We start from the raw sequence: 26,607 nt of genomic DNA, 5'->3' as shown, positions 1-26,607 counted from the left end.
ATGAAACTCTTGTGGTGCGGGCATCTTGCCCGCTAGATATGTAGCGGATATCTGATGATTATAGATTATCTTCTAATAAAATAGTATTGAGTAAATTTAATTCACTAGATATCATAAAATAGCGATCGCTAAAAGTAGTTTCCAATTGATCAAAAACTTTTCTACCTGCTACAGCAACCCAAGGAATACCATCATATTTAGCTATTACAGGCATTACTAAACCTTGTGGTGTTAAAGTTTTTCCTAGAGATTTCTGCCATGATTCTGGGTCTTCTAGTCTCTGTTTTGGAGTATCTAGTTCTTGTTTGTGCCAAAAATGGGGATAGTCTAAAGGAATACTCACAATAATATTTTCTGTTTGTAAATTTTGCAATGTTGAATATTCTTGAGTTAATGCTTCTTTTTCTTGCTTTAAAATTATATATAGTTCTCGCGCTGGACGTTTAATTTTAGGAGGAAAATCAGATTTTTCATTACAAATAACCCAGAGTTTGCTTAAAAGTTCATCAATTTTTCTGCCAGTATTTTTACGCCATCCTTCAAAAGTGAATGTTTCCCCTATTTTTCTTTTTCCCCAATCTTCTATCCAGAAAGTACCAATACAAGTTAAATTTTCAGGAATGATTAAATCTGTATTTTCTAAAGATGGTAATAACTGACTAGAATTTTTAGAAACCACTTGGACAAATGCTTCTAAAGTGTGATACTCAGTATAAGATCTAGTATTTCTATCTGGTGCACGACCTTCTAATTTAAAATTAGCAAATATTTCTTTTATTAACTGCTGAGTTTTTTTCACTGTACCTTTATGATCATCCGAGTGATCATCATAAATAAAAACTCGTGCTTCTTGTAAAAAACTCTGCAGATCATCAGACATTAAATGCAATAATTCTTCATCTCCAATAGAACCAACTGGAACAAATGCAATCTTTTGTTTTTTCAAGCCAGCATCACCTTTAATGCGGGTGTAAATGGTAGAACGTAACATCATTAATAAGGTTAATAAATCACTAGATTGACGTAACCAACGTCTAGTAAAATCTCTTTTTTTATCCTCAGTATTATCTTCAATATCATCTTTAATAATACAATCATTAATCAACATTACCAAACGTCTATTTTTATTATCTCCAGAAACTTGTAATCCTGTTTCTGAATCTGTGTACATTCCTCTACCACGATAAATAAGTTGTGCAACTTCCATTAAAGCAGATTCAATATTAAATCGGGGAATTGTGGCAATTATCCAGTCAGTTTTCGGAAAAGAAACACCTCTAGCACCGGAAGAAGTCATTAAGAAAACTCGTTTTTTATCTCGTGTATTTTCTTTGACTAATTCTAATCGTTCATGAGGAAGTATACTGTGATCTAAAATTGCTATATCTTGACTTTTACAAAGAGCATCTTTTCCTTCTATTAACCTACTTCTTAATTGTCTGAGAAATGCTTTATCTTGAGCAAAGAAAATCAATTGTTCTGCTCCTTTTTTTAACCCATTTGCAATTTCTTTATAAGCATTATTTAAATTTTCTGCATCTAATGTTCCTCGAATTGCTTGCCGAATAGTTTGTTTTCTACCATCTTTTGCTAATCCAGGTGTAACTTTTGCTAATTGCATACTATATTCGATTGTAAGTTGAGAAGCTGGATAACTATTAGTCATAATATGTACAGTTGGATATTTTCTAAGTCCAACTTTCACATTAGTTCCTGTCATTCTAAAAGGTTCATTACCTCTACTTTTACTTAATAAAACTTTATCAGGAGCTTTATTATGACTTAGATAATTATTTAAAATTACTTCATTACTCAAAGAAGCATCAGCCATAATTAAGATAACTTTAAAGGGTGATTTTCCCTGAAAATATTCAATAAATTGTTTATGTAACCATTCTTCTAACTTATGCACAAATAACGCTCCTGCACCATCACCTGTTACCTCATCAACCATGACAATAATAGTAGGAATACGCTGAGAAAAGTCCGAACGTTCTCTTATTCCTGGTTTGCTATCAGCTTTACTTTTAAATAACTCTTCCAGAGCATTAATTGTGGTTTTATTATCAAGAGAACGATAACCTTGAGTAGCAGCAGTGATGACTAATTGATTGATTTTGGGGTTAAGTTCTAGTAATTTTCTAGCGGAAGTTGCAAGGGTTTTTAAAACTCCTGGACGATGGATTGATTCTATTTTATAATCTCGTTCGTTAAGAGCATTTTTAGCTTTAGTAGCAGATACAATTTTAGCATCAATTTCATGTTCTTGTGCAGGGCTAATAAAGATGGTTTTACCATCAGGAAGATTGAGATTTTCAACCCCATCAAAAACTACAGCACTATTAATAAAACGTTTTGAATTATAATTTTCTTTGTACCATTTAGGAGCTAAATTAATCAAATTTGCATTTGTTGTTAGAGTCGCAATACCGCTATAATTTCCGTTGTTTTTAGCTAGTTTATCAGTCACATCTCGATTAATGACAACTCGTGGACTGATATATAAAAACATAAAACCTTCAGATTGTTTTTCAAGAAACTTCACCACCGCAGTAGTTTTACCAATTCCGGGATTTCCTTCTAAAGCAATAACATTAATTTTTCCGGTTTGAGCAGATTTTAAACTTGCTATAACTGCTGATTCATGAACTTTTCTTAATTGAATTTTTTCTGTTTGTGGAAGTTCTTTGATAAAATGATCTTGAGGATTACCATTAAAAAATTTATGTAAAGCTTCTGTTTCTTCAACTGCTAAAATTATATTTTCTCTAGAAACTTCTTGATTAGAATTGTAAAATTCCTCTATATTTTCCTCAAATCTATAGCTAATATTTGTTTCTAAATTAGGTTCAGGAATAAGTTGCTTTGCTTGTTTACTAAAATCACCAGGAAGTGATTGTACTAATCTCTTAAATACAGCAAGAATTTCTTTATTAAGATAATCAGGTATATTATCTTCTGGTTTAGAAAACTTGCGATATGCTTCACCTAAAGATTTCATTAATTCAATTCTAGTATCTGGTTGATCATTAAAATTAGCAGCGATACTTTCACATCCATTTGATGTTATAGCTATTGCGCGAGCAATACAAGCACCTTCTAATTTTCCTTTGGTTTTTAATAAGTGAATCAATCGTTCAGTATAAGAGGATGCTTGACAAAGTTTGTACAAAGGTTTATCAGAACCACTAAAAGGTAATAAATGATTTTTAATTTTTTCAGAAATAGAAAATTCCTCACCTTCTACCTCCGCGCAAACCCTAGAAAAAACTCCTCTGGAATCAATATAACGAGCATAACGACTCACTTCTTCTCTATGAGCATTTTCATGGCTAAAATCGGCTAATTTACTGGGTACATTATAAGAAAATTCAAAACAGAAAATAAAATGATCACGTTTTTTAGTAGTTGAATTTTCATCAGGTGATAACCATAACAAAAAATCGGCTCTTGCTGGTTTTCCCTTTTCAACTAATCCTAAATCTGGATTTCCGGTTAAGTTAAAAGCCTGTTTAAATTCTTGAGCAGTTTTTTCCGGTTCTATATCAGGTTTTTGTACTTCTCCTGGAAAGACTAATGGACACCAAATAGCTTCTAATTTTAATTTAGAAATTGGAGTTTTCTTGAGACATTCCCGCATAGTTGTCCAACCTAACCCATAACCTAAAACTAACAAATGACGTACCATACTTTCTACCCATGCTTGGGAATTTTCATCTTTTGTTAATTTCAGACTCTTGATTAATTGATTTTTAATATCAGCATTTTTAAAATTTTGCCAATGTTGGACAATAGGATGATTATTAATAAGTAGTTTTTCATGAATCAATTTTTGTAAAACACCTCGTTTTACAGCAATTTCAAATACTTGTCCCCACAAAGATGCTTGATCTAAAAATGATATTTGCATTTGTTTAACTTCCTTGATTAATAACAAATATGATACAATAAATCGGTTATCTGGATTATTTTCTGCGGTGAAGAACTTGAGAAACATGAGTTAGTAAAGCTGGATAACTCAGATATACTTTACCACCGCGACGACTATGTAAAATTCGCACATCTCCCGCAGCTTCCACGGTTTTAGGAGATATCCAAGGAAAGGGATCTAAAACCGGGAGAAATTGTCCGTTTTGTACTCCTTTTTCGGCTTCAATAAAATGCAAACCACGCAACACAGAAATTAAACAAGGATGAATATTAGATGTATTTGGTTCAGGAACAGTTAAATTTTGACGTGCGCGTTCACTCCAATTGAAATCACTCACACGCTGATCTGACATTAGGAAATATACACAAAACCCCGATTGTGGCCGCTGTTCTCCTGGAATTGAATATAGCGTTGCAAAAGTATAAACTGGAATTAGTCGACGAGTTGATATTTTTTCTACGGAACTCAAGAAATTAGTATAATCTCCTGCTTGTAAAATCTCAAATCCAGCTTGATTTTTTTCCCGTTTATAAAGTCTCGTTGCGGGGAAAACATCACGTAATAAGGTGTAAATAGTTAAATCAGGAAAAGTCTGAGAAATATCTTCTAAAAACTCTTTTGGTGTTAATCCAGCATTGTAATCTGCAACACGGTTAAATCTTCGGCTACCATAAGCATGAGAAAGTAAAATAATATGCTCACATCCTTGATTTTCAAGATAACGAATTTCTTCTTGAACTAATCTTTGTTTTCGGAGGTTTTCAGGAGTATCAACAATATCAGATTGTGTCCTTTCTGCTTTGATATGATAACCGGAAAATGGCTGATTTACCGCAGTAGCAATATAACTTTGAGTCAGAAAAAGATAACTTTTTTCATCTGTATTTATAGACTCATCACAGGGACGAGTCGAATAGGAAATTAAACCAATTTTCGGAACTGTTGGCGGTTTTGGTGTACTGGTAACGATAGGAAATGCACTCAATAAAGCATTAAAAATATTCTTTTTTACATATTGGATATTTTTGTTTTCTTTATCTAGGTTTTTAAGAACAATTCCCTGCATTCTAATATTAGTATCTTCTGCTAATATCGCTTCTAAAGTTTGCGCGGCTGCATAAACATAAGAATCACCATCTTTATCATCACTTTCTTTTCCTTGTTCTTGCAACCTCAACATTAAAGTTGTAAAATCATCATTGACTTCTTGTTTTAATTTGTTAATAATATGCCATAAACAACAATAAACTAATACTTCAAAAGCCGCAATACCCGCAGCATGATATTGTTTATTTTCTTCACTTCCTTTCCCTTTTTCTTTTGGAGTTAAATCACTCGCATCATACTCTAAAACAATTGCTGCTGGTAATGACCATCCCTGTGCTTTTGGCGCATCTTCTGAAGCTTTGTACGTCCATTTATCGTTTTCTTGAGAAAAAGAAAAAGGACACCAAATAATCTGTAAAAGATGTTTTGGTAAAATTCTTTGTACTTGAATTGAATATGGATTACCTTTGGTGACTAAGTTATGTTCAGAAAGTTGAGTATTGACCTTGACAGAAAATAAAAGTCCTGGTGTTTCTGGAGTATCACAAACTTCAATATTTTTAAACCATGCCACCGTTTCTCTTCCAGGATTTTCCGAACCAACAAGTAAATTTTGAGATGCTCCTGTTGTTAACCGTGACCATTCAAAAATATCACGTTTTACACAGATAAATTGTTGAGAAGATTCACTTTGAACTTGAGAAATTATTTTTTCACTTTTGGTATTAATAACATCAATTAAACTTGAAGCAATCGTTTTCATTGTCTTAGCACATTTTTGCAACTTAACTATAAGTTGTTTAACAGCATTCTTACCACCATTTTTTAGATCTTTGAGAAGTTGCTGTACTGAACTTGAGAAATTTCTCACAGTTGCAGATTCCATTATTTCAGAGGGAACAACAACTGCTAAAAATATCAACTGAGATAAAGAGCGAGTAACTGCTATTGGATCAAAAAATGAATCTTCATTATCTAGTTCTAATTCTTTCTCAATTGTATCAAGTCTTGCTTCAAAAGCAAATTTACCTGCTGTTGGGTTTTTTCCATTAATCCGAAAATGATAACTAACTTCTCGCACAACTCCAAAGCTAGTTTTTTCTTGATTTATTGTCTTATCTTCAAAGATTTGAGCTTCAGATTCTGGCCAAACTGGTAGACAGAAATATAAATTTGCTGTTTGCAAAGATTCTGATAAGTTAAACTGACCACCAATACCAAAATTAGCCGATAAATCAACCTCAAAAATATGTTCTTTTGCAGCATCATAAAAAGTCTTAACCCGCTGAACATATCTTCTAAGAAGTTCGTGTTTATTCGGGCTAAATTTGGAAATTGCTTCCATAATCCGCAAGGTAATTAATAATCTTACCCGCGCTAATGCTTCATCATCTAGGAATGTTAAAAACCGATTTAACTGACTTTCTAATCTAGTGTTTTCTGCTTCCAAAGCATCAAGAGATATTTCAATATCATCTGCTTCTAATCCCTGATTTTCTAAATGTTCTTTAACTGCACTTGACATCCGTTTAAAGTAATTATTAGCATCTATTGTTTCTGATGCAGAAATTACTTTAGCTATGGGTTTATTTTCAGGATTATTCTGATTATCTTGATTAGGAAATGCTATAGGAACAAGAGTCGCATTATGAACTTTATTTTGGAAAAAAGCACCAGTTTCTTGTGGTAATTTCTGAGTTTTTTGTGGTAATTTCTGAGTTTTTTGTGCTAATTCCTGAAGCCGTTTCTCTGGTTCACTTAACAACAAAGCTGATAATTGAGTTTCTGGTGGTAATGCTGCATCAATAGCTAGAATTAATTGATCTAAAGCTTTAGGTAATCTGTCTCTATTATCTTCTTTTAACGTACCACCAACTCGCATCCTCAAACCATAACCGGAAGTTGGTAAATCTTGAACAAAACCCCCACCTTCAGGATCAAAAGCCGTTTTAAAATCCTTATTTCCAAAGAATCTTCTCATAACTGCTGACGTACATATCCTGAGACGATTTTTGTCAGCATCAAAAGCAAATGCTGGTCTATAATCAGGGTGTAGTTTATCAGTAGTTCCACTATTGTTTTTAGGAGGAATTGCTTTAGTCAGCAACTCGACAAGGGTAACTAAATCAATACAAGGTTTTGGTGAACGTGCCTCAATTTTAGCGCCACCATTGTTTTCTGGAGACATAATTTGTTTGTTCCTTTACACCAGTTTTTTAACTGCTTCACCTGTTCAAGTTGTATATTTTGAACAAATGGAATCTTTCCCTTAAGCTACTTGATTATACACTACTTGTCAATAACAAGGATATAAAAGTAAATAATTCACTGATGTAAGTTTACTTATGAGTAAATGATGTATTTAGGATTAGATGTTAATTATACCACTGGTTGAGTAGTTGGGAGCGAACTACTTGCGCGATCGCATACCATCTAATTTTACAATTGTGATATTATGATCATAAAACCATTATATTCAAGCTGGAGAGCCAGATGGCAAAAGCCAAAAATATACCACCAGAACCAGAAATTACTTATGAGCAAAGAGAAGCCGCAGAAATGGAAATTCGGGAAAAACAGAAAGCAGTTGACTATGACACCAAACAATATCCAGTGGAAGTGCTTGTTAAGAAATATGCAGAAGGATTAGAGGATGATACCAACGAGTTATATATACCAGACTATCAACGACAGATGATTTGGGAAGAAGCTCGACAGTCAAAGTTTATTGAATCTATTATCCTGGGTTTGCCAAGTCCATATATTTTTGTTGCTGATTTGCGACCGAAAGATGATTATATTGATGATTTAGCTCGATTAGAAATTGTTGATGGTGCTCAACGTATTCGTACTTTACACAGATTTATTAATAATGAACTGAGACTGTCTGGATTAGAAAAATTAAGGCAGCTTAATAATTTCAAATTCAAAGACTTACACCCTGCAAGACAAAGACAGTTCAATCGAGCTACTCTTCGCATAATTGTTTTGACCGATAAAGCTGATGAAGAAACACGAAGAGATCTATTTGAACGCATAAACACAGGTGGTGTACCACGGAACGACATGGAGATACGTAGAGGAATATCTTCTGGTCCATTTGTTGATATTCTTGAAGAATTAGCTGAATATCCTAAATTTAATCAACTCTGTCCATTATCAGATGCTGTTAAACTTAAACAAGAACGAGAGGAATTTATATTACGTTTTTTTGCATATCTAAATAATTATCAGAATTTTGGTCAACGAGTTGATCTGTTTCTGGATGAATATCTAAAAAAACATAATAACAATGAAATAGACAAAGAGGAAATGAAAAATGAATTTTATAGAATGTTAGATTTTGTTGAAGAATATCTACCAAATGGATTTACCAAGGGAACAGGTCATGTCAGAACACCAAGAATTAGATTTGAAACTATTTCTGTAGGTGTTGCACTTGCTTTGAGAGAGAAAAGTGATTTAGTACCCAAATCAATAAAATGGTTAGATTCAGAAGAGTTTAAAAAATACACAACTTCAGATGCAAGTAATTCCAAGCCTAAAGTAATTGCTCGTATTGAATATGTTCGTGATCAACTTTTGAAATAATTAACTATGCAAATTACTATGCAAACGGTCATTTTAGACTTCAATACCCGTGTTGAAGAGGTGAATAAATACTTCAATTTCCTGGAGCAATTAAGTACAGAAAATACTAAATTAGCAGTATTAGAAAATAATGGAGAACATAGGATTAAGCCTATTGATTCTGAACTAGAAAAAACTCTCAAAGCTAATGGGTATTTACTTCTCTATAATTTGGTTGAATCAACTATGCGGAATGCTATAGAGGCTATTTTTGAGGAGCTAAAGAGCAGGAGAGTTTGTTTTGATTCTCTTAGAATCGAAGTCAAGAAGATAGTGCTTTATAATTTTAAGAATCGATCTCTTGATAATGTTCATTCTAGAATAACGGAGATTTCTACTGATATTATTAAAGAGGGGTTTAATAGGAGAAAATTATTTTCAGGTAATGTTAATAGAGAGCAAATTACAAAAACAGCAAGGGAATATGGATTTTCTTACGATACTGACCATGCTAAAACAAAGCATGGTGAAAATTTAGATGCTGTTATGGAAAATAGGAATGATTTAGCTCATGGAAATAAATCATTTGCTGACGTTGGTAAAGAGGTAACAATTGAAGATATTTTACAGATTAAAGACGAAGTAGTAGAGTATCTTAGACAGATATTGATAAACATTGAAAATTATTTAGAGAACCAAGAGTATTTACATTCAGACAATAGATAAATTTGACAAAACGGACAAAATCTTGTAAAAGGTTCTATTATTACAAATTTTGATATCTAAAACTAGGGTAATAAGACACTATTTTAAAACAACCCACTGCCGTTTTAAAGTTTCCCCAAGGGTCGGAACTGGCATACAATATTGAAATTGACTAATATTTAGCCCCGTCAAGTTAAAAACAGTATCTTATGCCAGCATTTTTATTAGAGGTCGGTACAGAAGAATTACCCGCAGGTTTTTTGAGTGATGCTATTGTACAATGGAAATCGCGCATTCCCGAAAGTCTCAAAACTCATAATCTCCCCAACGCTGCGGTTGAAGTCTATGGAACACCCCGACGGTTAGCGGTTCTCATTACCGGTTTACCCTCCCAACAAGCAGACAGGGAAGAGGAAATCAAAGGACCACCCGCACAAGCAGCTTTTAAAGATGGACAACCCACTAAAGCCGCCATTGGTTTTGCGACTAAACAAGGTGTAGATATTTCCGCTTTAGAAATTCGTCCCACAGACAAAGGGGATTTCGTCTTTGTGAACAAACAAATTCCCGGTCGTCCCATTGCGGATATTTTAACCGAACTTGTCCCCCAATGGGTCTGGAATTTAGAAGGAAAGCGGTTAATGCGGTGGGGACATGGTGACGGACGATTTTCCCGGCCAATTCGGTGGTTAGTCACATTGTTAGATGAGGAGATTTTACCATTACAATTAGAAAATGGGGCAAAAGTTGTCAAAAGTAACCGCCTATCTCGCACTCATAGAGTATTACACCCCGAACCCGTCAGTATTTCCCACGCTACAGAATATGTAAAAACTTTGTCTTCTGGTTATGTAAATGTACCCCCAGAAAACCGAGGGGAAATAATTACAAATCAAGTCAAAGCCGCCGCCGAAAAATTAGGCGGGTACACCCCAATTTACCCCGATTTACTAGCAGAAGTTGTCAATTTAGTGGAATATCCCACCGCAGTTATTGGTAAATTTGAAGAGGAATTTCTCAAGTTACCAAAAGAAGTAATTACCGAAGTTATGGTAAGTCACCAGCGGTATTTTCCCGTTTTCAAAAATGCAGAATGTCAGGAATTATTGCCCAATTTTATCACTATTAGTAACGGAGATCCTGCCAAATCTGATATTATTGCTGTGGGGAATGCGAGAGTAATTCGGGCGCGTTTAGCAGACGGTAGATTTTTCTATGAAGCTGATTTATCTAAACCTTTAGAAAGCTATTTACCCCAATTAGAAAAAGTCACCTTTCAAGAAGATTTAGGTTCAGTTTATGCGAAAATAGAAAGAATAGTTAAAAATGCCGAAAAAATTACTACTCAATTACAATTAAATCCTGCTCAAACCCATAATATACAAAGAGCCGCATTACTTTGTAAAGCCGATTTAGTTACGCAAATGGTCTATGAATTTCCAGAATTACAGGGAATTATGGGCGAAAAATACGCTTTAGCAAATGGCGAAAATCCAGAAGTTGCAAAAGCGATTTTTGAGCATTATTTACCCAGAAATGCTGATGATATTTTCCCCCAAACTCTCACAGGTCAAATTGTCGGTTTAGCTGATAGATTAGATACATTAACTAGTATCTTTGGTTTAGGTTTAATTCCCTCCGGTTCATCAGATCCTTTTGCTTTACGTCGCGCTGCTAACGCCATAATTAATATTACATGGTTGGCAAATTTACCAATTAATTTATCAGCCTTATTAGCAGAAATTACCGCAGATTTTGCAGCAGCTTTTAACAAAGATGCCAAATCCTTAATTAAAACCTTGCAAGAATTTTTCCTGCAACGAATTCGCACCTTATTACAAGATGAAAAACAGATAGATTACGATTTAGTAAATGCAGTTTTGGGAGAAAATGATCCTGAATATACAGAACGTGCATTAACGGATTTATTAGATGTCCGCGATCGCTCTCTCTATTTACAAAAAATCCGCAAAGATGGTACATTAGATAAAATCTACGAAACTGTCAACCGTTCCACCCGTCTCGCAGCACAAGGAAATCTAGACTTCCAAACCCTAGAACCACAAACTTTAATTAAACCCGAACTATTCCAGAAAAAATCCGAATTTGCATTTTATAACGCTTTGCTGGAACTAGTTCCCCAAACCCAAGCAGCACAGCAAAACCGGGATTATCAACTGTTAGTAACCGCACTGACAAAAATCGCTCCTACCGTGGGTACATTTTTTGATGGTGAAGACAGCGTTTTAGTCATGGACGAAAATCCCGATATTAAGCAAAATCGCCTAAATTTGCTAGGATTATTGCGAAATAACGCCCGTCTATTGGCTGACTTTGGCGCGATAGTCAAAAATTTGTAGTCAAAAGCAACAAAAAGTTGTGTAATTGCTGCCAATTAACGCTAATATAGTGAGGCTTAACCAGGGATGATATACAGTCAATGCCAGAAGCGTTAATTATTGGATTCGGAAAATCCGGTGTTGCTGCGGCAAGATTGTTGAAACAGGAAGGCTGGGAGGTAGAACTTTGCGATAGTAGCACCTCCCCAACCCTCCTCGAACAACAACAACAACTCGCCAGCGAACACATTACCGTCAAATTAGGAAACACGCCAGAATTTACCAATTCTGATATATCCAAGTTAATAATTGTCAGTCCCGGAGTTCCTTGGGATATTCCTATTCTAGCCAAAGCGCGAGAATTGGGCATAGAAACTATTGGCGAAATGGAACTAGCTTGGCGACATTTACAAGATATCCCCTGGGTAGGAATCACTGGTACAAATGGTAAAACCACTACCACAGCCTTAACAGCCGCTATTTTCCAAACCGCAGGATTAAAGGCCCCCGCCTGTGGTAATATTGGTTATGCTGCTTGTGAAGTGGCTTTATCTCCGAAGAAACCAGATTGGATAATTGGCGAACTTAGTAGTTATCAAATTGAATCTTCCGTTACTTTAGCGCCTCGAATTGGCATTTGGACAACCTTCACACCAGATCATTTAGCCCGACACAAAACATTAGAAAATTACTATAATATCAAAGCCAAATTATTACATAATTCCCAAATCCAAATATTTAATGGTGATGATGTTTATTTGAGCAAATTAGGATTAAATCATTGGCCAAATGCCTATTGGACAAGCGTTAAAGGTAAAGAATTCCTAATAGGTGAAAAAGGCTTTTATATAGAAAATGGCTGGGTAATGGAAAAAATCACCGCCACACCCCAAGCCATTGTAGAGGTATCTGCATTGCGAATGGTAGGGGAACATAACCAGCAAAATCTCCTCATGTCCGTAGCCGCCGCTAGATTAGCAGGTATAGATATTACCGCCATTTCTCAGGCTGTCCGTGAATTTCCTGGCGTTCCCCATCGTTTAGAGCATATCTGCAATTGGCAAGGCATTGATTTTATTAATGATAGTAAAGCCACTAATTATGACGCGGCCGAAGTCGGTTTAGCATCTGTGCAAAGTCCCGCCATTTTAATCGCTGGTGGAGAAGCTAAAGCGGGAGATGATACCGCCTGGTTGGCACAAATTCAAGCCAAAGCCGCCGCCGTCTTACTTATAGGTAATGCAGCACCAGCATTTTCTAAACGTCTGCAAGAGGTGGGATATAGTAATTATCACATAGTTGAAACAATGGAAAACGCCGTATCCTTATCTGCGGAATTAGCCAAAAAATATCAAGCTTCAGTAGTATTACTATCTCCAGCTTGCGCTAGTTTTGACCAATATCCCAACTTTGAAATGCGGGGTGAAGACTTTCGGCAATTGTGTCAAAAATATCTACTTCCATAGGGTATAATTACATCAAATCCGGGTAATTGCAGATAGTGTCAATCTTGTAATAACAGGGCTGTAGCTCGTTTTTATTGTGGTTGTTCTAACTGATTTAATAGGATTTATTGGTAGAAGAAGCATTGGAGAGATAAGATGCCGATAATCAATAGAGATGAATGGCCAGATAGCGTATTTTTTAGTCCAAATAATTTCTTAGAGTTAGGAACTAGAAACACGGGGGAAAAAATTATTCAAATCGGTACAGACGGTGATTGTCCTATAGTTGCATTTGCTAAGACAGATAATCCAATTAATGAAGATTTAGACCCTATCGAACTTTGGTCATTACTAAAATTTTCCTATGTTCCAGATGAATACGTTTTTTATGACAAGCCAAAAAAAATTACACAAAATTTAAAAACTATTAAAAAATGTGAATTACCTGATAGTGGTGAATTTGACCTTGATCTCCCCATTGATGCTCAAATTCTTGCTGTACAAATGCAAAAGGATAAACCCTGTTTATGGATGCTGATTGACTCTCAAAAAGAAAAAGATGATATCTATAAAAAAAGGACATTTTGCTGGTTTCGGACAGGAGAACCTATAGGTTATACAGATTTAATTCATATCGCCACTCTACAGTCTCATAGTGGTAATCATGTATCTCATTTATTTGAATTGAAAAATTATGTAACCTACAACAAATTAGAAAATTTATTAGCGACCAAGAAATGGCGGGAAGCTGACCTAGAAACATTTGAAATTTTGAAATCTTTATGCGGTTATGAGATTAGTCCAAATCCTGCATGGTCGTTAAATATAGAGGAAATCGTTAACATACCATGCTCACATCTACATACTATTAATAATCTTTGGGTTAAATACAGTAAGGGGCGTTTTGGTTACAGGGTTCAGTTAAATATTTTAAGAAAACTTGGTTTTCAAAAAAATGGAAATGAAGAGCAAATGTCACAATGTTTAGAAAATTTTATGGACAAAATAAAATGGAATACAGGTACTTCCGTTTTAAATTTTACGATCAAAGCTCCTATTGGTCATCTTCCTGCTATTGTGCGTTGGGGCATTGCAACTAGTCCACAAGGCGCTATAGAAACTTACATCCGTCTTTTTTCTCGATGTGAAGAATGTAATCTTTAAATACAGTTGGCAAGTTTCCTGATAATTGTGATAATTGTAGGACAGTCTTCATCAAGTGCGCCTAAATGAATCATTCTGTCCCACAAGTTTATTTTATTTATATTGAGAGGATAGGGAAAGCAAAGTAGATTGAATTCCATCTGAAATATCGGGAGATAAGTTGGCAATACCGCCACCCACAGCGTATTTCTTAGTAGTCTGATTTTGCCATCCCAGTATATCCCATCCATTTTCCAGCATTTCTTGAATCTGACCTAAATCATCCTTTACCACTGTTATATGATCTTTTTCATCATAGTCTGAATAGGTCATAGTAGTAATGGGAGCTATGCGAATTTTACTTTGTAAATGTTGATAGTTTGGAGTATCTAACAGACTTTCCATCTGAGTCATCACATTAGCCTGATTTGCTCCTGAAGTTCCTGTTTTATATTTACCTTCTGCGTAGGTTTTTCTAATAGTTTTAGTCTGGTCATAATTGGCAGAATATATGATAGCAACACCAAAAGAACCTTTTTTCAGCAAAGTATCCGCTTCCTGCAAAATTTTTTCCGCTTGGCTTTTTGCAGAAATATGATTACCATCTTGGCTATACGGGAGATAAAAATCAATAAACTTGCCTTTTTCACTCATTGATTTTTGATGTTTTACTAATAAAAATTCTACAAAATCCAATACTTCTTGTTGTTTGTTAGGAGGTAACATTTTTACCTTATCTATGATAATTTGTTCAATGCTCATTTTTTTCTTTCTGACTGTTTACTTATATATTTTACTACATATTATTGTGGTTGAGTTTTAGCTATTTCAAAAAACGAAGTATATTAAAATATTAATATTTATGTACTTAAAATGAACAAATTATCAATAAATAATCCTGTTAATCCTTAAATCCTGTTAATCCTGATATGGCTAACGCCACGCTTCGCTATCAGACAATAGTAAATGTTGGGTTTCCTTGCGTCAACCCAACCTACTTTACTAACGCCTTTTGGATGTAGAGTAGAGAGTGCGATCACTTTCATTTATAAGATTTTCAAATTTCTCTCTTGAGAAGGATTTTTAAAATATATATATTCTATAGAATAGATTATATATTTTACCCTGAGTGAAGTTGGGGCTTGGTTTACCCTCCAAGCCTTTTTATTTATTTGCTCGTCCTTCAACCTATTATTTATCGGCTGTCATACCTGGACCTTGTGCTTCTTGTATCATCTCAGGAGAAAGTTCTCGCACTATCCGAAATGGAAAGAGCCGAGTTGAAGAAATTTGAGCATAGTCGGAAGTCAAAAAAGGAGCATATTGACTAGCTTCAGGCGTTAACTGTGCTGCCATTGCTAGGGTAACACCTTTGAGAAATTTCCGCACGTCTTCAGCTTTTTCTCCTGTTACTTCTTGATTCAAAATAGCTGTATTGGATTGTTCTTTTTGATCTAAAATTACGCTAGGATCTATGACACTCAAATGAGAAGCACCAACCACACCCACTAACCATTTTGGAGAGGGAATTTTTGCAAAACCCATAACTTGTTCAGTTAATGCAGGGGTGATTTTATCTGCGGAACTGGAGAGAATTAATGTGGGAATTTGTACTTTTGTTAACCCAGTTTCTCCAAACATTAAAGAAGTGGTAGGATTAAGAGCGATCGCTTGTTTAATTCTAGCATCTCTCAATTGATAAGTCTTTTCTGGTAATATTTGACCAGCACACTGGACTCGTTCTCCCAGGTTAGCTGTAGATAAATTTTGTTGACAACGTTGTTTCAGGTTTTCGATTTGTAATTCACCTCCCGCTAATGCTAAAGCCGTTCCTCCACCAAAAGAATGACCTACAATCATCACATTATTAGTTGCTAGTTTTCCTTGTAAGGGAAAGGGACTATTCCCAGTTTGGTTAAGTTTTTCCAATTCATCTAAAATAAAACTGACATCACGCGGACGGTCTAAAAATTCTTGAGGTGTAACCAGTTGTTTTTTATTTTGATTAACTGCTTTAAAACTAGTTTTATTACTACCAGGATGTTCTAAAGCTGCAACGATATAACCATGAGAAGCCAAATGTTCAGCTAAATAGCGCAAATCAGTCTTCACTGAACCCCGACTATGAGAAAACACAATTACAGGTTTATTTGTACTCGCAGAACTAGAAAAATAAACATCTAGGGGAATTTGTCGTTGACGCTTTTCGTCATTAAGACTTAACTTGAGCGTCTGTACCTGCTCGCTTCCTGCTTGAGTAGGATCTAGAGAAGACGCAACTTTGATATCTTTGGGGTCAACTTGGGGAGAAAGACCAAACATAAACCGCTGAGTGCGGATAAATGCACCATTTAAACTCCTCGCTACAGTTATAGCTTGAGGTAAATTAATTACTAACCGTTTACTGGGATAGGCCTCGATAAAACTCAGTATAGATAAGCCCTGTGGAGAATTAGCACCTAAAATTAATCCACCCCTCATAGCTTGTAATCCCGCTTGATCTGGACGGGTAATAGCTGTAGAGACATCACTTAGGATTGATGTCCCAATTTGGGTACTGATTAATCTATCTAAAGTAATAACATTTATGGGAATTTGGATTTTTAGCCCCTCCACCAAAAAGCGACGCTGTTCTTCAGTCATTTTCTGGGTATAAGTTCCCAAACTAGCCGGTAATTCCCCAGTTTCTGTAGACTTTTTTAACTCTTTTAAGGATACAGATTCCTCCAAGGGTCCATAGCGAATCACAACGGTATCTGCGGCCTGTGCAGAGGAGTTAACCACAAAAAACGGTGTCAGAGCAACAGCACAAAATACACCTGCAAATACCTTAAAATTCTTCCAGCTTTTTTGTGTGAACATCTTTGATTGCAACTCAACTTAGGAGATTCTACCTGATTTTCAGTTAAAAATAGAATTAAAGCTTTTGTCCTGTATAAATAGATCGTACCTCACCATTACGACGAATCCTAGCTTCACCGTTACTGACTTCTACTAATACCCAACCCGTATAACCAATATTTTCACCTAGACTAATCCGGCGACTGATACCATCGACTTTAAACAAAGCCACAGATTTATTCCCTAACTCCAATAATCCATCTAATTGTGCGGAATAGATAGGCACAGAATCCTGTTGTACCATATTAGTAGGCTCTTTGGCTGGTACAGGTGCAATAGTTGGCAATTTTGATGGTGCGACTTTCAGCGGTTGAGTATTAACTGCGACTGAACTAGGCTTAACCTGGCTTGGTTTTTCTATAGATTTAATTGCTGGTTTTTTAACATTAATAAGAGGATTATTAACTGCTAAAGATGAAGGTGAAGGTAATGTTTTTGGTATTGGTACTGCGGGAACAGTTGGTATTTGATATTTAGGTGCTGGTGACTGATAAACTGGAATATATATACGCTCAACTACATTAGGGGAACTTGGGCGATTAGTCACAGGTGGTACATTGTTCGCTGCTACAGGTACAGGTAAAGTTCCAGTAGTTATTTGGTTAAAATCACCATTAGGAAATCCAGGTTTAATAGTTATTTTATCATTGCTCGTTTCCCGCTGTTCTATTACATTTAAAGCCCCCAACATATAATTTACTAAATCTAACTGTGAATCTGCTTTCACCGCCACAGATGATGGTATTTGGGGATTTGATAAACTTTGGGAAGTTAATTGGCTAATTATTGTAGTTAATAACCCAGAATCCGTCAAGTAGACCATCCCTAATGTAGCCGTAGTTAACCCTAATCCCATGAATATTAGTTTACCTAAAATATTGGGTTGGCTTTGACTATCAGTATTAATTGCCCTCATAGAAGAAGGATTAACTACCAGTGTCCCGGCTTGGATATTTTTAATAGGTAAAGCGGACTGTAATGGGATATTAACTGTTGATGACAAAACCACATCTGGTATTTTAAATGTCATGGTTTGCACAGGTACGGATTCCTTCCTGTCTCTAGAATAATTCCGCTGGTTTCGACCATCAAGAATGTTGTCAATATCCGTAAAAAGTTCATCCATTAAGCCTTCAGCATAGCTTTCTATGGACCAAGGCTCATTAGTGACAAAATCTACGGTCATGCTGGTGCTATCAGATGCTTCTGAAACAAGTAAATCAGTGCTGGATTTGGGTAACATAGGCTTTTTCGATTGTAGCTAAAAAATAATGAAAAACAATACCGCTACTGCTGTGGAAATAAACTACCTTTTCTAATTAAACAGTCGATTTTTCTTGTCAGAGTCCAGAATTTGATTAGCTGATGGTACTAAATTTTAATCTGTTCTGGAAATTTTGGTAATATTTAGTTAGAAAAGTTTATAGACAGAGTTGGGAAAAAAGTTAGCAAATAACCAACTATTGACCTCTACTTGAGGCACTTACTGAGAAATCGCTGGAGCAGCCTTGTTTTTAGCTATTTCTAAATATATCAGCAGGGCATTGATATCGGCTGGGTTAACTCCCCCAATTCTCGCAGCTTGTCCAATAGTGAGGGGCTTAACTTTGTTCAGCTTTTCTCTAGATTCTTTAGAGAGAGTTTCAATAGTTGAGTAGTTTAAATCACTAGGTAGCTGGCGATTTGCTTGACGGGCAACTTGGTCAATTTGGTGTTGCTGTCTTGCTAAATAACCCGCGTACTTAATATCAATTTCTGCTCCTTCTTTTTCCGCTTGTTTGAGGTTGGGGTTATGGAGTTCGTGACGTTCTAAATCAATGTAATGGATACCAGAACGACGCAGTAAATCAGCAAGAGTAATAGAACCTTTAATTGCTTGTTGGGTATCATTAGCGATCGCTTGCCCCACCGGTTCATTTTCCTTTATTCTAGTACAATGTAGGCGTTCTTTCTCCGCCGTAATTTGTGCTTGTTTTTGAGTATACAAGTCCCAGCGCAGATCGTCAATTAAACCTATTTCCCGTCCCAGAGGTGTCATACGCAGATCAGCATTGTCAGAACGCAGTAATAACCGATACTCTGAGCGACTAGTAAGCATTCGATAAGGTTCTCGTAAATCCTTCGTACACAGGTCGTCAATTAATGTACCAATATAACTTTGTTCACGGGGAAAAATAATCATTTCTTCACCCCGTACAAACCGCGCTGCATTGATTCCCGCTACTATCCCTTGAGCAGCGGCTTCTTCATAACCTGTAGTCCCGTTTACCTGTCCCGCACAAAATAATCCCGGGATTTTCTTAGTCATCAATGTGGGAAAACACTGGGTTGCAGGTAAGTAATCATACTCTACAGCATAAGCAGGACGTAACATTACACAGTTTTCCAAACCTGTCAAACTCCGCAACATTAAAATTTGTAAAGTTTCGGGTAAACCGGTAGAAAAACCTTGAATATACAATTCAGGAATATCCCTTCCTTCCGGCTCAATAAAGATTTGGTGACTTTCTTTATCAGCAAAGCGAACAATTTTATCTTCAATACTCGGACAATAGCGAGGTCCTTTTGCTTCTACCCAACCACCATACACCGGGGACAGATGTAAATTTTCCTTAATTAAACGATGAGTTTCTTTAGTTGTCCGAGTCATGTGACAAGGCATTTGTTCCCGTTCTACCCATACTTGGGGGTCAAAACTGAACCACCGCACAGCGTCATCTCCGGGTTGAATTTCCATTTTACTGTAATCAACAGAACGTTTATCAACCCGTGCTGGTGTCCCGGTTTTCAGTCTACCAGTTTCAAATCCTAAGCGGTTCAAAGTTTGTGTTAACCCTTCCGCTGCAAACTCCCCCGCGCGGCCTGCGGCCATGGATTTATTTCCCACCCAAATTTTCCCACCTAAAAACGTCCCCGTAGTGAGAATTACCGCTTTACAGTGAAAAGATACGCCAAAATAAGTTTCTAAACCAATAACTTCATTATGATCATTTAAGATTAAATCCGTCACCATCCCTTCTCTAATTGTCAAATTCTCTTCATTTTCGACAATTCCCTTCATTATCGCCGCATATTCTCTTTTATCAGTTTGCGCCCGTAATGCCCATACCGCAGGACCTCGTGAAGAGTTGAGGACGCGTTTTTGTAAGTATGTCCGGTCTGCCATTTTGCCAATTTCCCCCCCTAACGCGTCTATTTCATGGGTTAATTGGGATTTAGCTGGTCCACCGACTGCGGGGTTACAGGGTTGCCAAGCGATTTTATCTAAGTTTAGGGTCAATAGCAGAGTTCGACAACCGAGGCGAGCAGTAGCCAGTGCTGCTTCACAACCTGCGTGACCTGCACCGACGACAATTACATCATAAGCGTCTGGAAATTCAGTGAAATTGTGCATAGTCTTAGTTACAAAATTAAGTTAGTTAGGAATTATGATATAAATCCTCTATTATACATTATTTTTAATTTGTTGGTGATTGGCGATCTGCTTACAGCAGCGCTTGGCGATCGCACTATACTTAAAAATAAGTTAATTCTTAGTCCGTTTCTACCAGAAAAATATAGGTTAAATAAACCACGAAGAAACGAAGACCACGAAGAAAGAGGGAAGATAGGTAATCTTATGTTAGGAAGGGAGTAACTATCTTTATTCAGATTTTTATACTAATAAATTTTCTATTCCTGTTGTTGTTCCTGCTGTAGAAATTTGGATAACTCTGCTATATTGTAACCGCCATTGTAAGGCGTTAGAAATTGTTAGGTAGCCTATTTCTGGGGGTGATTGTAAAATTCGTTCTGCTAGTGCCTCGCGTCCAATTTCATCTAAAGGAAAATTACGTTCTTCTAAAAAAGCTATCACATCATCTTTATTGCCATTGCGGCGGATAATTTCTTTAATTCCATAGGTAGTTTGATAGTCTCCAGTTCTTTCTTTAGTTACAAAAACGACATTCTGACATTTTAAATTGGCAGTTAGAGAACTATGATCATCAATTTTTTCGTATGCAAATATTAATAAGTTATATCTTAAACCATAGACTTTTTGACTTGCATTTCTAAATGGACAGGAAGACTGAGGCTGTTTAATAGATGTTACTTTTAAATCTACTTCTAGTCCCGGAAAATCTATACCTAACGCAGCACTACCAAGGGTATATTCATATCTTGAGGACAAATATTGATTAAAAGTAGACTCAACATAAGTTCCCACTGCTTTACCATCTGTAACTCCGTACAAATTATGAATTTGTGTTACACTTAATTTTGAGCAAAAATTACGTGCTGCCGTTTTTAAAGATTCTAGTGTTAGTAATTCCATTTTTAAATTAAATAGTCAAAGTTAATTGTTGCCAAGAAGATTTAGTAAATTCAATATTGCTTTTACCAATTCTTTGACATACCCATTCTACACAAGCAGGAACAATTGCATTACCAAATAAAGCATATTGATCATAAATTCTAGCAATCCGACACCAATCATCAGGAAAACCCATCAATCTAGCATATTCAATATTAGTTAAACGCCGAAATTTATCACCTATTTGATAACGTTCATAATGTCTTGATGTAGAAGCAGTTAATGTTGATGCAATTCCATTAATTCCAAATATTGTATAACCTAATCTTGCACCTCCATCTTGATTATATAACAATTCTACACCATGACAATAACGATGTACAGCTTTACTTTTTTTAATTCGTTCTAAGGTATCAGATGTAAAATCGAATTGAGGATCTACTATTGAATCATCTTGTAAAATATCTTTTAATTTTTGTCTAGGCTTGATATCCGGTAAATTAGGAAGATTCAAAGTTAACATTTTATTTTTATAAGCAATTCCCCAATTGTAATTCTTACCTTTATTTGCATCTATAGGCATCATATCTTTTTCTAGTAACTCTTCTATATTTTCTAAATCAGTTAAATCTGGTTGAGTTAAGAAAACTGATGTATTTTGTAAAAGTTGAGAATTGATATTCACTGAATTTAACTTAGTCCCAAAAATAAAAATCCTGTCTCTATTTTGAGGAATACCAAAGCTAATAGGACTAATAATTCTCCATTCTATAAAATAATCTAATTCTGACAGTGCATTTAAAATCACTCGAAAATGATAGCCATTTTCCATTGTTAAAAGTCTTTTGACATTTTCTAAGAAAAAATATTTCGGTTGTTTTTTATCTATTATTTCTACAATACGCTCAAATAAAGTCCCTCTCACACAATCTCTCACACCCAATTTTTTACCAGCAGGGCTAAATGGTTGACAAGGGAAACCAGCGGTTAGTATATGATGATTGGGTATATCTGATATCGGGATTTTATTAATATCACCTAAAACTAGAGAATCTTTCCCAAAATTACTTTCATAAACTTGACAACTCAATTCATTGATATCATTAGCCCATATAGTTTCAATATTAGCATTTGCCATACCCAAGCGAAAACCACCGATACCAGCAAATAATTCTACCGCTTTTAAATTCTCTGTTTTCATATATTAATTGTCTACTATTTAATAATTACTCATCTGTAAAATAATCGGAATCTATCTTTTTAATTTCGTAAATAGAGACTGTGGAAACACCCACATGATTATCAATCATCAACTGAGCTAATTCTTCTCCATCTATTAACACAATTTTACTATCTATAATAGATACATATTCTCTCGCTTCTTGGGAAAATCTGGAAGTAGTGATAAAAACACCTTTTCTTGCTCTTTGTCCATGTAAAGCCCCGACAAACTTTTGAATTTCTGGTCTACCAACAACAGTATTATCCCATCTTTTAGCTTGAACATAAACAATATCTAAGCCTAATTTATCTTCTTTAATTATACCATCAATTCCCCCATCTCCACTTTTACCGATCGCTCTCCCTGCATCACGTCTTGAGCCACCATAGCCCATTTTTACGAGTAAATCTACCACTAATCTTTCAAAAAAATCAGGTGAACAACTTTTCACACGGTTAAGTAACTCTAACTCTAATTCTTTTCTAATTTTCTGATATCCAAATTCTATAGATTCCTGGGGTGTAGTTTCTGATGTTTCTATAATTTCCGGTTCTGATTTATCATTATCTTTTTTAGAATTTAGAAACTCTATATGCTCTGGAAACTGATTAAGAAACTTAATATTGATTTTTGTAGGATTTTGAGTTAATAAATCCCTTCCCCGTTCTGTAATTTGAAAAAATCCTCTTTTAGGATATTCCAATAAAACAGCTTTTTTTAAATGAGTTCTAGCCCATCCTACACGATTATCAAAAACTGTTTGTTGTCCACTAGGCAATAAACCCTTTTTTTCCTCATCACTTAAATTAAAAACATCAGCTAGATATGTAATAGCGTCTCTTAAAGAATGTTCTTTACCATCACTTGCATATTACAATAAAGGAAGCATAATAGCTTGAAAGTCAGGAATAGTCATTTTTCACAAATCAAAAAATCAAGATATTAACTTTTATACCATACTCTTGTGTTTTTTGCCAATATTTTTACATCACCGCATCAAATAGATATTAGATGGTGCTGTAACCACTGGAGATATTTGGCAATTTGGCAGTTTTCAACGGGAAAATCAACTAATAACCCAGGATTTAATGTTATATCGAGTTCCTACTGATTTAGAAATATTGATGCAAATTTTAGTAGGAACTCTTACCCAAAATTAATAAATGTAACTTTCTAACTTCTTCCTTTGCGTCTTTGCTCCTTTGTACCTTTGCGCGAAACTTTCTTTCCAAAATTAAACCCCCTACAAAAAGCAGAGGGAATAATCAAACCTTAAACCTTGGGTTTAAAAGTCGAAGCAACGTGCAACTCTTTCAATTATTTTGCGTCTACATTTCCAGGAGTATCTGTTAACAAACAACGAGCTTGTTGAGTCTTGGGAAAAGCAATCACATCACGAATTGATTCTTCTCCAGATAACAACATTACCAACTGATCTACACCGTAAGCAATATCACCATGAAAAGGAGTTCGATATTTAAAACTTTCGGGCTAGGTTGGTTAAATGTCAAGGCTTTCCCATCATCTACCATTAACATTCATTGCAGTAGTTTTAGTGCCTAGTTAACTAGTTGTTTTTAAGCACCTATAAGTCTCAACTAAACAGATACACTCTCTTTGAATATATTTTGTACGGCAGTAGTGCTGAAAAACTTTAAGTTTTGTTAATAGTAACTCATATACTGAATATTGACTTGAGTTCGTGTTATGATAACCGTGTTTCCACTAGAGTATCAATAAATAGACGGGATTACCGCCTGGAATAAAAATACTCATAATTCCGAGCAAAAAAGTTCAAAAAACCAGGAGAAAAGCAAATGATAATTAACGGTACGATAAATGATGATGGGATCGTAGGTACGCCAGGCAATGATATCATCTTAGGTGGCAATGGCAATGATATCATAGACGGTGGGGAAGGTAATGACTACATTGAGGGAGAAAGTGGGAATGACTCCATTCTAGGTGGTGCGGGAAATGATGCACTCTTGGGTGGTAGTGGTAATGATACTATTCGCGGTGGGGAAGGTGATGACTTCATCAACGGACAGGATGGAGATGACAAGCTCTATGGAGATAACGGCAATGATGCCATCTTAGGTGGCAATGGCAATGATATCATAGACGGTGGGGAAGGTAATGACTACATTGAGGGAGAAAGTGGGAATGACTCCATTCTAGGTGGTGCGGGAAATGATGCACTCTTTGGTGGTAGTGGAGACATTCAAGCCAATAGTGGCAATGATACTATTAGCGGTGGGGAAGGTAATGACTTCATCAACGGACAGGATGGAGATGACAAGATCTATGGAGATAACGGCAATAATGCCATCGTAGGTGGCAATGATGCCATCGTAGGTGGCAATGGCAATGATATCATAGACGGTGGTACGGGAGATGACTCAATCTTTGGTGATGATACACTTTTAGATGAACACTTTGATAGTGCTGGTTACCTTTTCAAGGCAACTGTGAATAGTTATGGTAACGACTTCTTGAAAGGGGGTAACGGTAATGATGTAATTACAGCTTCCTTAGGAAGTGACACTTTATCCGGTGAAAACGGGAATGATATCATCACCAGCATTAGTGATTCTAACATACCGGCTGAAAATAAAAATAATGTTCCTATTGGTGCGACAATAGCTGACCTTGTTTTTGACCCAGCATATTTTAATCCTGATGGTCTGCAAGCAAACGATATACTTATTGGTGGTGCGGGTTCAGATACCTTCGAGTTTAAACTGTTGATTAATGCAGGAGTTGATATTTACGAAAAACACATTCAATCTGACGGTACAATTGATTGGATGGGTGTAGCTGGAGAAAATAACAACTATCACGACCACTGGGTTGACGGTATTGGTAGTGATACGATTATGGATTTTAGTGGTACTGGCGGCCAAGGAGATAAGATCAACATTATCGGTCATACTGTCACCTACAAAGTTCTTTCAAGCACAGCAACTCAGGTAAAACTGGGACTTTATAGTGATCAAGGGGCTGACGGTAAAAGAGGAACTGGCGCTCATGATTTGGATGTACTCGGTATTGTGACAGTCAACCATGATGGCCATTTCAATATCGCTAACGATGTAGCGGTTCAAACCCCAGATATTGGGTCATTTAGTGGTGTCGTCGGTGGGGAAATTCTCGGTACTTCAGGAAATAACACAATCGTAGGTGGACGGGGTCAGGATAGGATTTTAGGGCTGGCTGGAAATGACGCACTCTATGGTGATACGCCCCTTTTGGCTACAGACTTTGATAGTAATGGTTACTTGAAGTACGCAACTATTAATACTTCTGCTGCTGGCTCTGATAAGTTGAACGGAGGTCAAGGTAATGATACACTAGAATCAGCCTTGGGAAGTGACACGATGATGGGTGGTAGCGGCGATGATCTGATTACCAGCTTGAGTGACTCTAATATACCAAAACAATCTGTTGCTGTTGGTGCAACTATATCCGATCTTGTCTTCGATGCACAATTTTTTAATCCCGATGGTCTCAAAGCAAATGATACACTCATCGGTGATACTGGGTCAGATACCTTTGAGTTTAAACTATTGATCAATGCTAAGGAAAGTATTTACAAGCAACACCTTCAAACCGGCGGTATCGTTGATTGGATGGGTGTGGCTGGGGAAAATAACAACTATCATGATCACTGGGTTGAGGGTATTGGCAATGATACGATTATGGACTTTAGTGGTAATGGCGGAGAAGGAGATAAGATCACAATTATCGGCCATACTGTAGCTGTGAAAGTTATTGATGGTAATGGAAAAATTTCTGGAGACATTAGTAGTATTAACATTACTAATGGTATAGATGGTCAAATCAGACTGGGAGTTTATAGTGATCAAGGAGCCGACGGTAAAAGGGGAAATGGTGCTCATGACCTGGATTTACTCGGTATTGTAACAGTCAACCACACTGGTAAATTTATTGGTAGTGACATAACAATTCTAGGTCCAGATATTGGGTCATTTGTTTCCGCTTAAAGT

Annotated in this window: 15 protein-coding genes and 2 pseudogenes; 6 read left to right on the top strand and 11 right to left on the bottom strand. The window is 36.0% G+C overall.

What is annotated here, in order from left to right; translation table 11 throughout:
- Positions 1 to 58: 58 nt before the first annotated feature.
- Complete coding sequence (locus H6G44_RS02430; protein ID WP_190385564.1) at positions 59 to 3,910, bottom strand: helicase; 3,852 nt, start codon at positions 3,908 to 3,910, stop codon at positions 59 to 61.
- Positions 3,911 to 3,965: 55 nt separating this feature from the next.
- On the bottom strand, positions 3,966 to 7,166 hold the full coding sequence (locus tag H6G44_RS02425; protein WP_190385565.1) for a hypothetical protein: 3,201 nt from the start codon (positions 7,164 to 7,166) through the stop codon (positions 3,966 to 3,968).
- Between the two features lie 305 nt (positions 7,167 to 7,471).
- Here H6G44_RS02425 and H6G44_RS02420 point away from each other — a divergent pair, with 305 nt between their 5' ends.
- The 5 genes from H6G44_RS02420 to H6G44_RS02400 all read left to right on the top strand — a co-directional run bounded on the left by H6G44_RS02420 (position 7,472) and on the right by H6G44_RS02400 (position 14,201).
- The gene (locus H6G44_RS02420; protein ID WP_190385566.1) at positions 7,472 to 8,569 is read left to right on the top strand and encodes a DUF262 domain-containing protein; all 1,098 of its coding nucleotides are present in this window, start codon (positions 7,472 to 7,474) and stop codon (positions 8,567 to 8,569) included.
- 6 nt (positions 8,570 to 8,575) lie between these two features.
- A complete protein-coding gene (locus H6G44_RS02415) occupies positions 8,576 to 9,274 on the top strand; it encodes an MAE_28990/MAE_18760 family HEPN-like nuclease (RefSeq protein WP_242031655.1) in 699 nt (232 codons plus the stop codon).
- A 188-nt stretch (positions 9,275 to 9,462) separates the two neighbouring features.
- Entirely contained in the window at positions 9,463 to 11,613 is a 2,151-nt protein-coding gene (gene glyS / locus H6G44_RS02410; RefSeq protein ID WP_190385567.1) for a glycine--tRNA ligase subunit beta, read from the top strand.
- Between the two features lie 80 nt (positions 11,614 to 11,693).
- On the top strand, positions 11,694 to 13,058 hold the full coding sequence (gene murD, locus H6G44_RS02405; RefSeq protein ID WP_190385568.1) for a UDP-N-acetylmuramoyl-L-alanine--D-glutamate ligase: 1,365 nt from the start codon (positions 11,694 to 11,696) through the stop codon (positions 13,056 to 13,058).
- Between the two features lie 135 nt (positions 13,059 to 13,193).
- The gene (locus tag H6G44_RS02400; RefSeq protein ID WP_190385569.1) at positions 13,194 to 14,201 is read left to right on the top strand and encodes a GUN4 domain-containing protein; all 1,008 of its coding nucleotides are present in this window, start codon (positions 13,194 to 13,196) and stop codon (positions 14,199 to 14,201) included.
- A gap of 93 nt (positions 14,202 to 14,294) precedes the next feature.
- Here the strand turns inward: H6G44_RS02400 and H6G44_RS02395 are convergent, their stop codons facing one another.
- The 9 genes and pseudogenes from H6G44_RS02395 to H6G44_RS02360 form a co-directional block, all read right to left on the bottom strand.
- On the bottom strand, positions 14,295 to 14,942 hold the full coding sequence (locus tag H6G44_RS02395; protein ID WP_190385570.1) for a DUF2281 domain-containing protein: 648 nt from the start codon (positions 14,940 to 14,942) through the stop codon (positions 14,295 to 14,297).
- 429 nt (positions 14,943 to 15,371) lie between these two features.
- Complete coding sequence (locus tag H6G44_RS02390; RefSeq protein ID WP_190385571.1) at positions 15,372 to 17,042, bottom strand: alpha/beta hydrolase; 1,671 nt, start codon at positions 17,040 to 17,042, stop codon at positions 15,372 to 15,374.
- Between the two features lie 55 nt (positions 17,043 to 17,097).
- Positions 17,098 to 18,324 (bottom strand): hypothetical protein, encoded by a 1,227-nt coding sequence (locus H6G44_RS02385; protein WP_190385572.1) that lies wholly within the window; start codon positions 18,322 to 18,324, stop codon positions 17,098 to 17,100.
- A gap of 240 nt (positions 18,325 to 18,564) precedes the next feature.
- Positions 18,565 to 20,475 (bottom strand): tRNA uridine-5-carboxymethylaminomethyl(34) synthesis enzyme MnmG, encoded by a 1,911-nt coding sequence (mnmG, locus tag H6G44_RS02380; protein ID WP_190385573.1) that lies wholly within the window; start codon positions 20,473 to 20,475, stop codon positions 18,565 to 18,567.
- Positions 20,476 to 20,736: 261 nt separating this feature from the next.
- Positions 20,737 to 21,396, bottom strand: coding sequence for a restriction endonuclease (locus H6G44_RS02375; RefSeq protein WP_190385574.1), 660 nt, complete (start codon positions 21,394 to 21,396; stop codon positions 20,737 to 20,739).
- 7 nt (positions 21,397 to 21,403) lie between these two features.
- Positions 21,404 to 22,576: a DNA cytosine methyltransferase gene (locus H6G44_RS02370; RefSeq protein WP_190385575.1), complete on the bottom strand. Its 1,173-nt coding sequence runs from the start codon at positions 22,574 to 22,576 to the stop codon at positions 21,404 to 21,406.
- Positions 22,577 to 22,601: 25 nt separating this feature from the next.
- Positions 22,602 to 23,219: a restriction endonuclease gene (locus tag H6G44_RS20600; protein ID WP_338078960.1), complete on the bottom strand. Its 618-nt coding sequence runs from the start codon at positions 23,217 to 23,219 to the stop codon at positions 22,602 to 22,604.
- Positions 23,220 to 23,252: 33 nt separating this feature from the next.
- Positions 23,253 to 23,453 (bottom strand): annotated as a pseudogene (locus H6G44_RS20595) (winged helix-turn-helix domain-containing protein); the annotation flags it as partial.
- 461 nt (positions 23,454 to 23,914) lie between these two features.
- Positions 23,915 to 24,085, bottom strand: a pseudogene (locus H6G44_RS02360) (amino acid--tRNA ligase-related protein); the annotation flags it as partial.
- Between the two features lie 329 nt (positions 24,086 to 24,414).
- Between H6G44_RS02360 and H6G44_RS02355 the strand changes: the two are divergent.
- On the top strand, positions 24,415 to 26,604 hold the full coding sequence (locus tag H6G44_RS02355; protein WP_190595355.1) for a calcium-binding protein: 2,190 nt from the start codon (positions 24,415 to 24,417) through the stop codon (positions 26,602 to 26,604).
- Positions 26,605 to 26,607: the final 3 nt, after the last annotated feature.

The organism is Aphanizomenon flos-aquae FACHB-1287 (genome assembly GCF_014698755.1).
GTDB lineage: Bacteria > Cyanobacteriota > Cyanobacteriia > Cyanobacteriales > Nostocaceae > Dolichospermum > Dolichospermum flosaquae.
This window is presented reverse-complemented; position numbering and strand designations above follow the sequence as displayed.

Bases quoted from the DNA above. Each gene is read 5' to 3' on its own strand.
- H6G44_RS02430 (WP_190385564.1), bottom strand. From the start codon at position 3,910: ATGCAAATATCATTTTTAGATCAAGCATCTTTGTGGGGACAAGTATTT.
- H6G44_RS02425 (WP_190385565.1), bottom strand. From the start codon at position 7,166: ATGTCTCCAGAAAACAATGGTGGCGCTAAAATTGAGGCACGTTCACCA.
- H6G44_RS02420 (WP_190385566.1), top strand. From the start codon at position 7,472: ATGGCAAAAGCCAAAAATATACCACCAGAACCAGAAATTACTTATGAG.
- H6G44_RS02415 (WP_242031655.1), top strand. From the start codon at position 8,576: ATGCAAATTACTATGCAAACGGTCATTTTAGACTTCAATACCCGTGTT.
- glyS (WP_190385567.1), top strand. From the start codon at position 9,463: ATGCCAGCATTTTTATTAGAGGTCGGTACAGAAGAATTACCCGCAGGT.
- murD (WP_190385568.1), top strand. From the start codon at position 11,694: ATGCCAGAAGCGTTAATTATTGGATTCGGAAAATCCGGTGTTGCTGCG.
- H6G44_RS02400 (WP_190385569.1), top strand. From the start codon at position 13,194: ATGCCGATAATCAATAGAGATGAATGGCCAGATAGCGTATTTTTTAGT.
- H6G44_RS02395 (WP_190385570.1), bottom strand. From the start codon at position 14,942: ATGAGCATTGAACAAATTATCATAGATAAGGTAAAAATGTTACCTCCT.
- H6G44_RS02390 (WP_190385571.1), bottom strand. From the start codon at position 17,042: ATGTTCACACAAAAAAGCTGGAAGAATTTTAAGGTATTTGCAGGTGTA.
- H6G44_RS02385 (WP_190385572.1), bottom strand. From the start codon at position 18,324: ATGTTACCCAAATCCAGCACTGATTTACTTGTTTCAGAAGCATCTGAT.
- mnmG (WP_190385573.1), bottom strand. From the start codon at position 20,475: ATGCACAATTTCACTGAATTTCCAGACGCTTATGATGTAATTGTCGTC.
- H6G44_RS02375 (WP_190385574.1), bottom strand. From the start codon at position 21,396: ATGGAATTACTAACACTAGAATCTTTAAAAACGGCAGCACGTAATTTT.
- H6G44_RS02370 (WP_190385575.1), bottom strand. From the start codon at position 22,576: ATGAAAACAGAGAATTTAAAAGCGGTAGAATTATTTGCTGGTATCGGT.
- H6G44_RS02355 (WP_190595355.1), top strand. From the start codon at position 24,415: ATGATAATTAACGGTACGATAAATGATGATGGGATCGTAGGTACGCCA.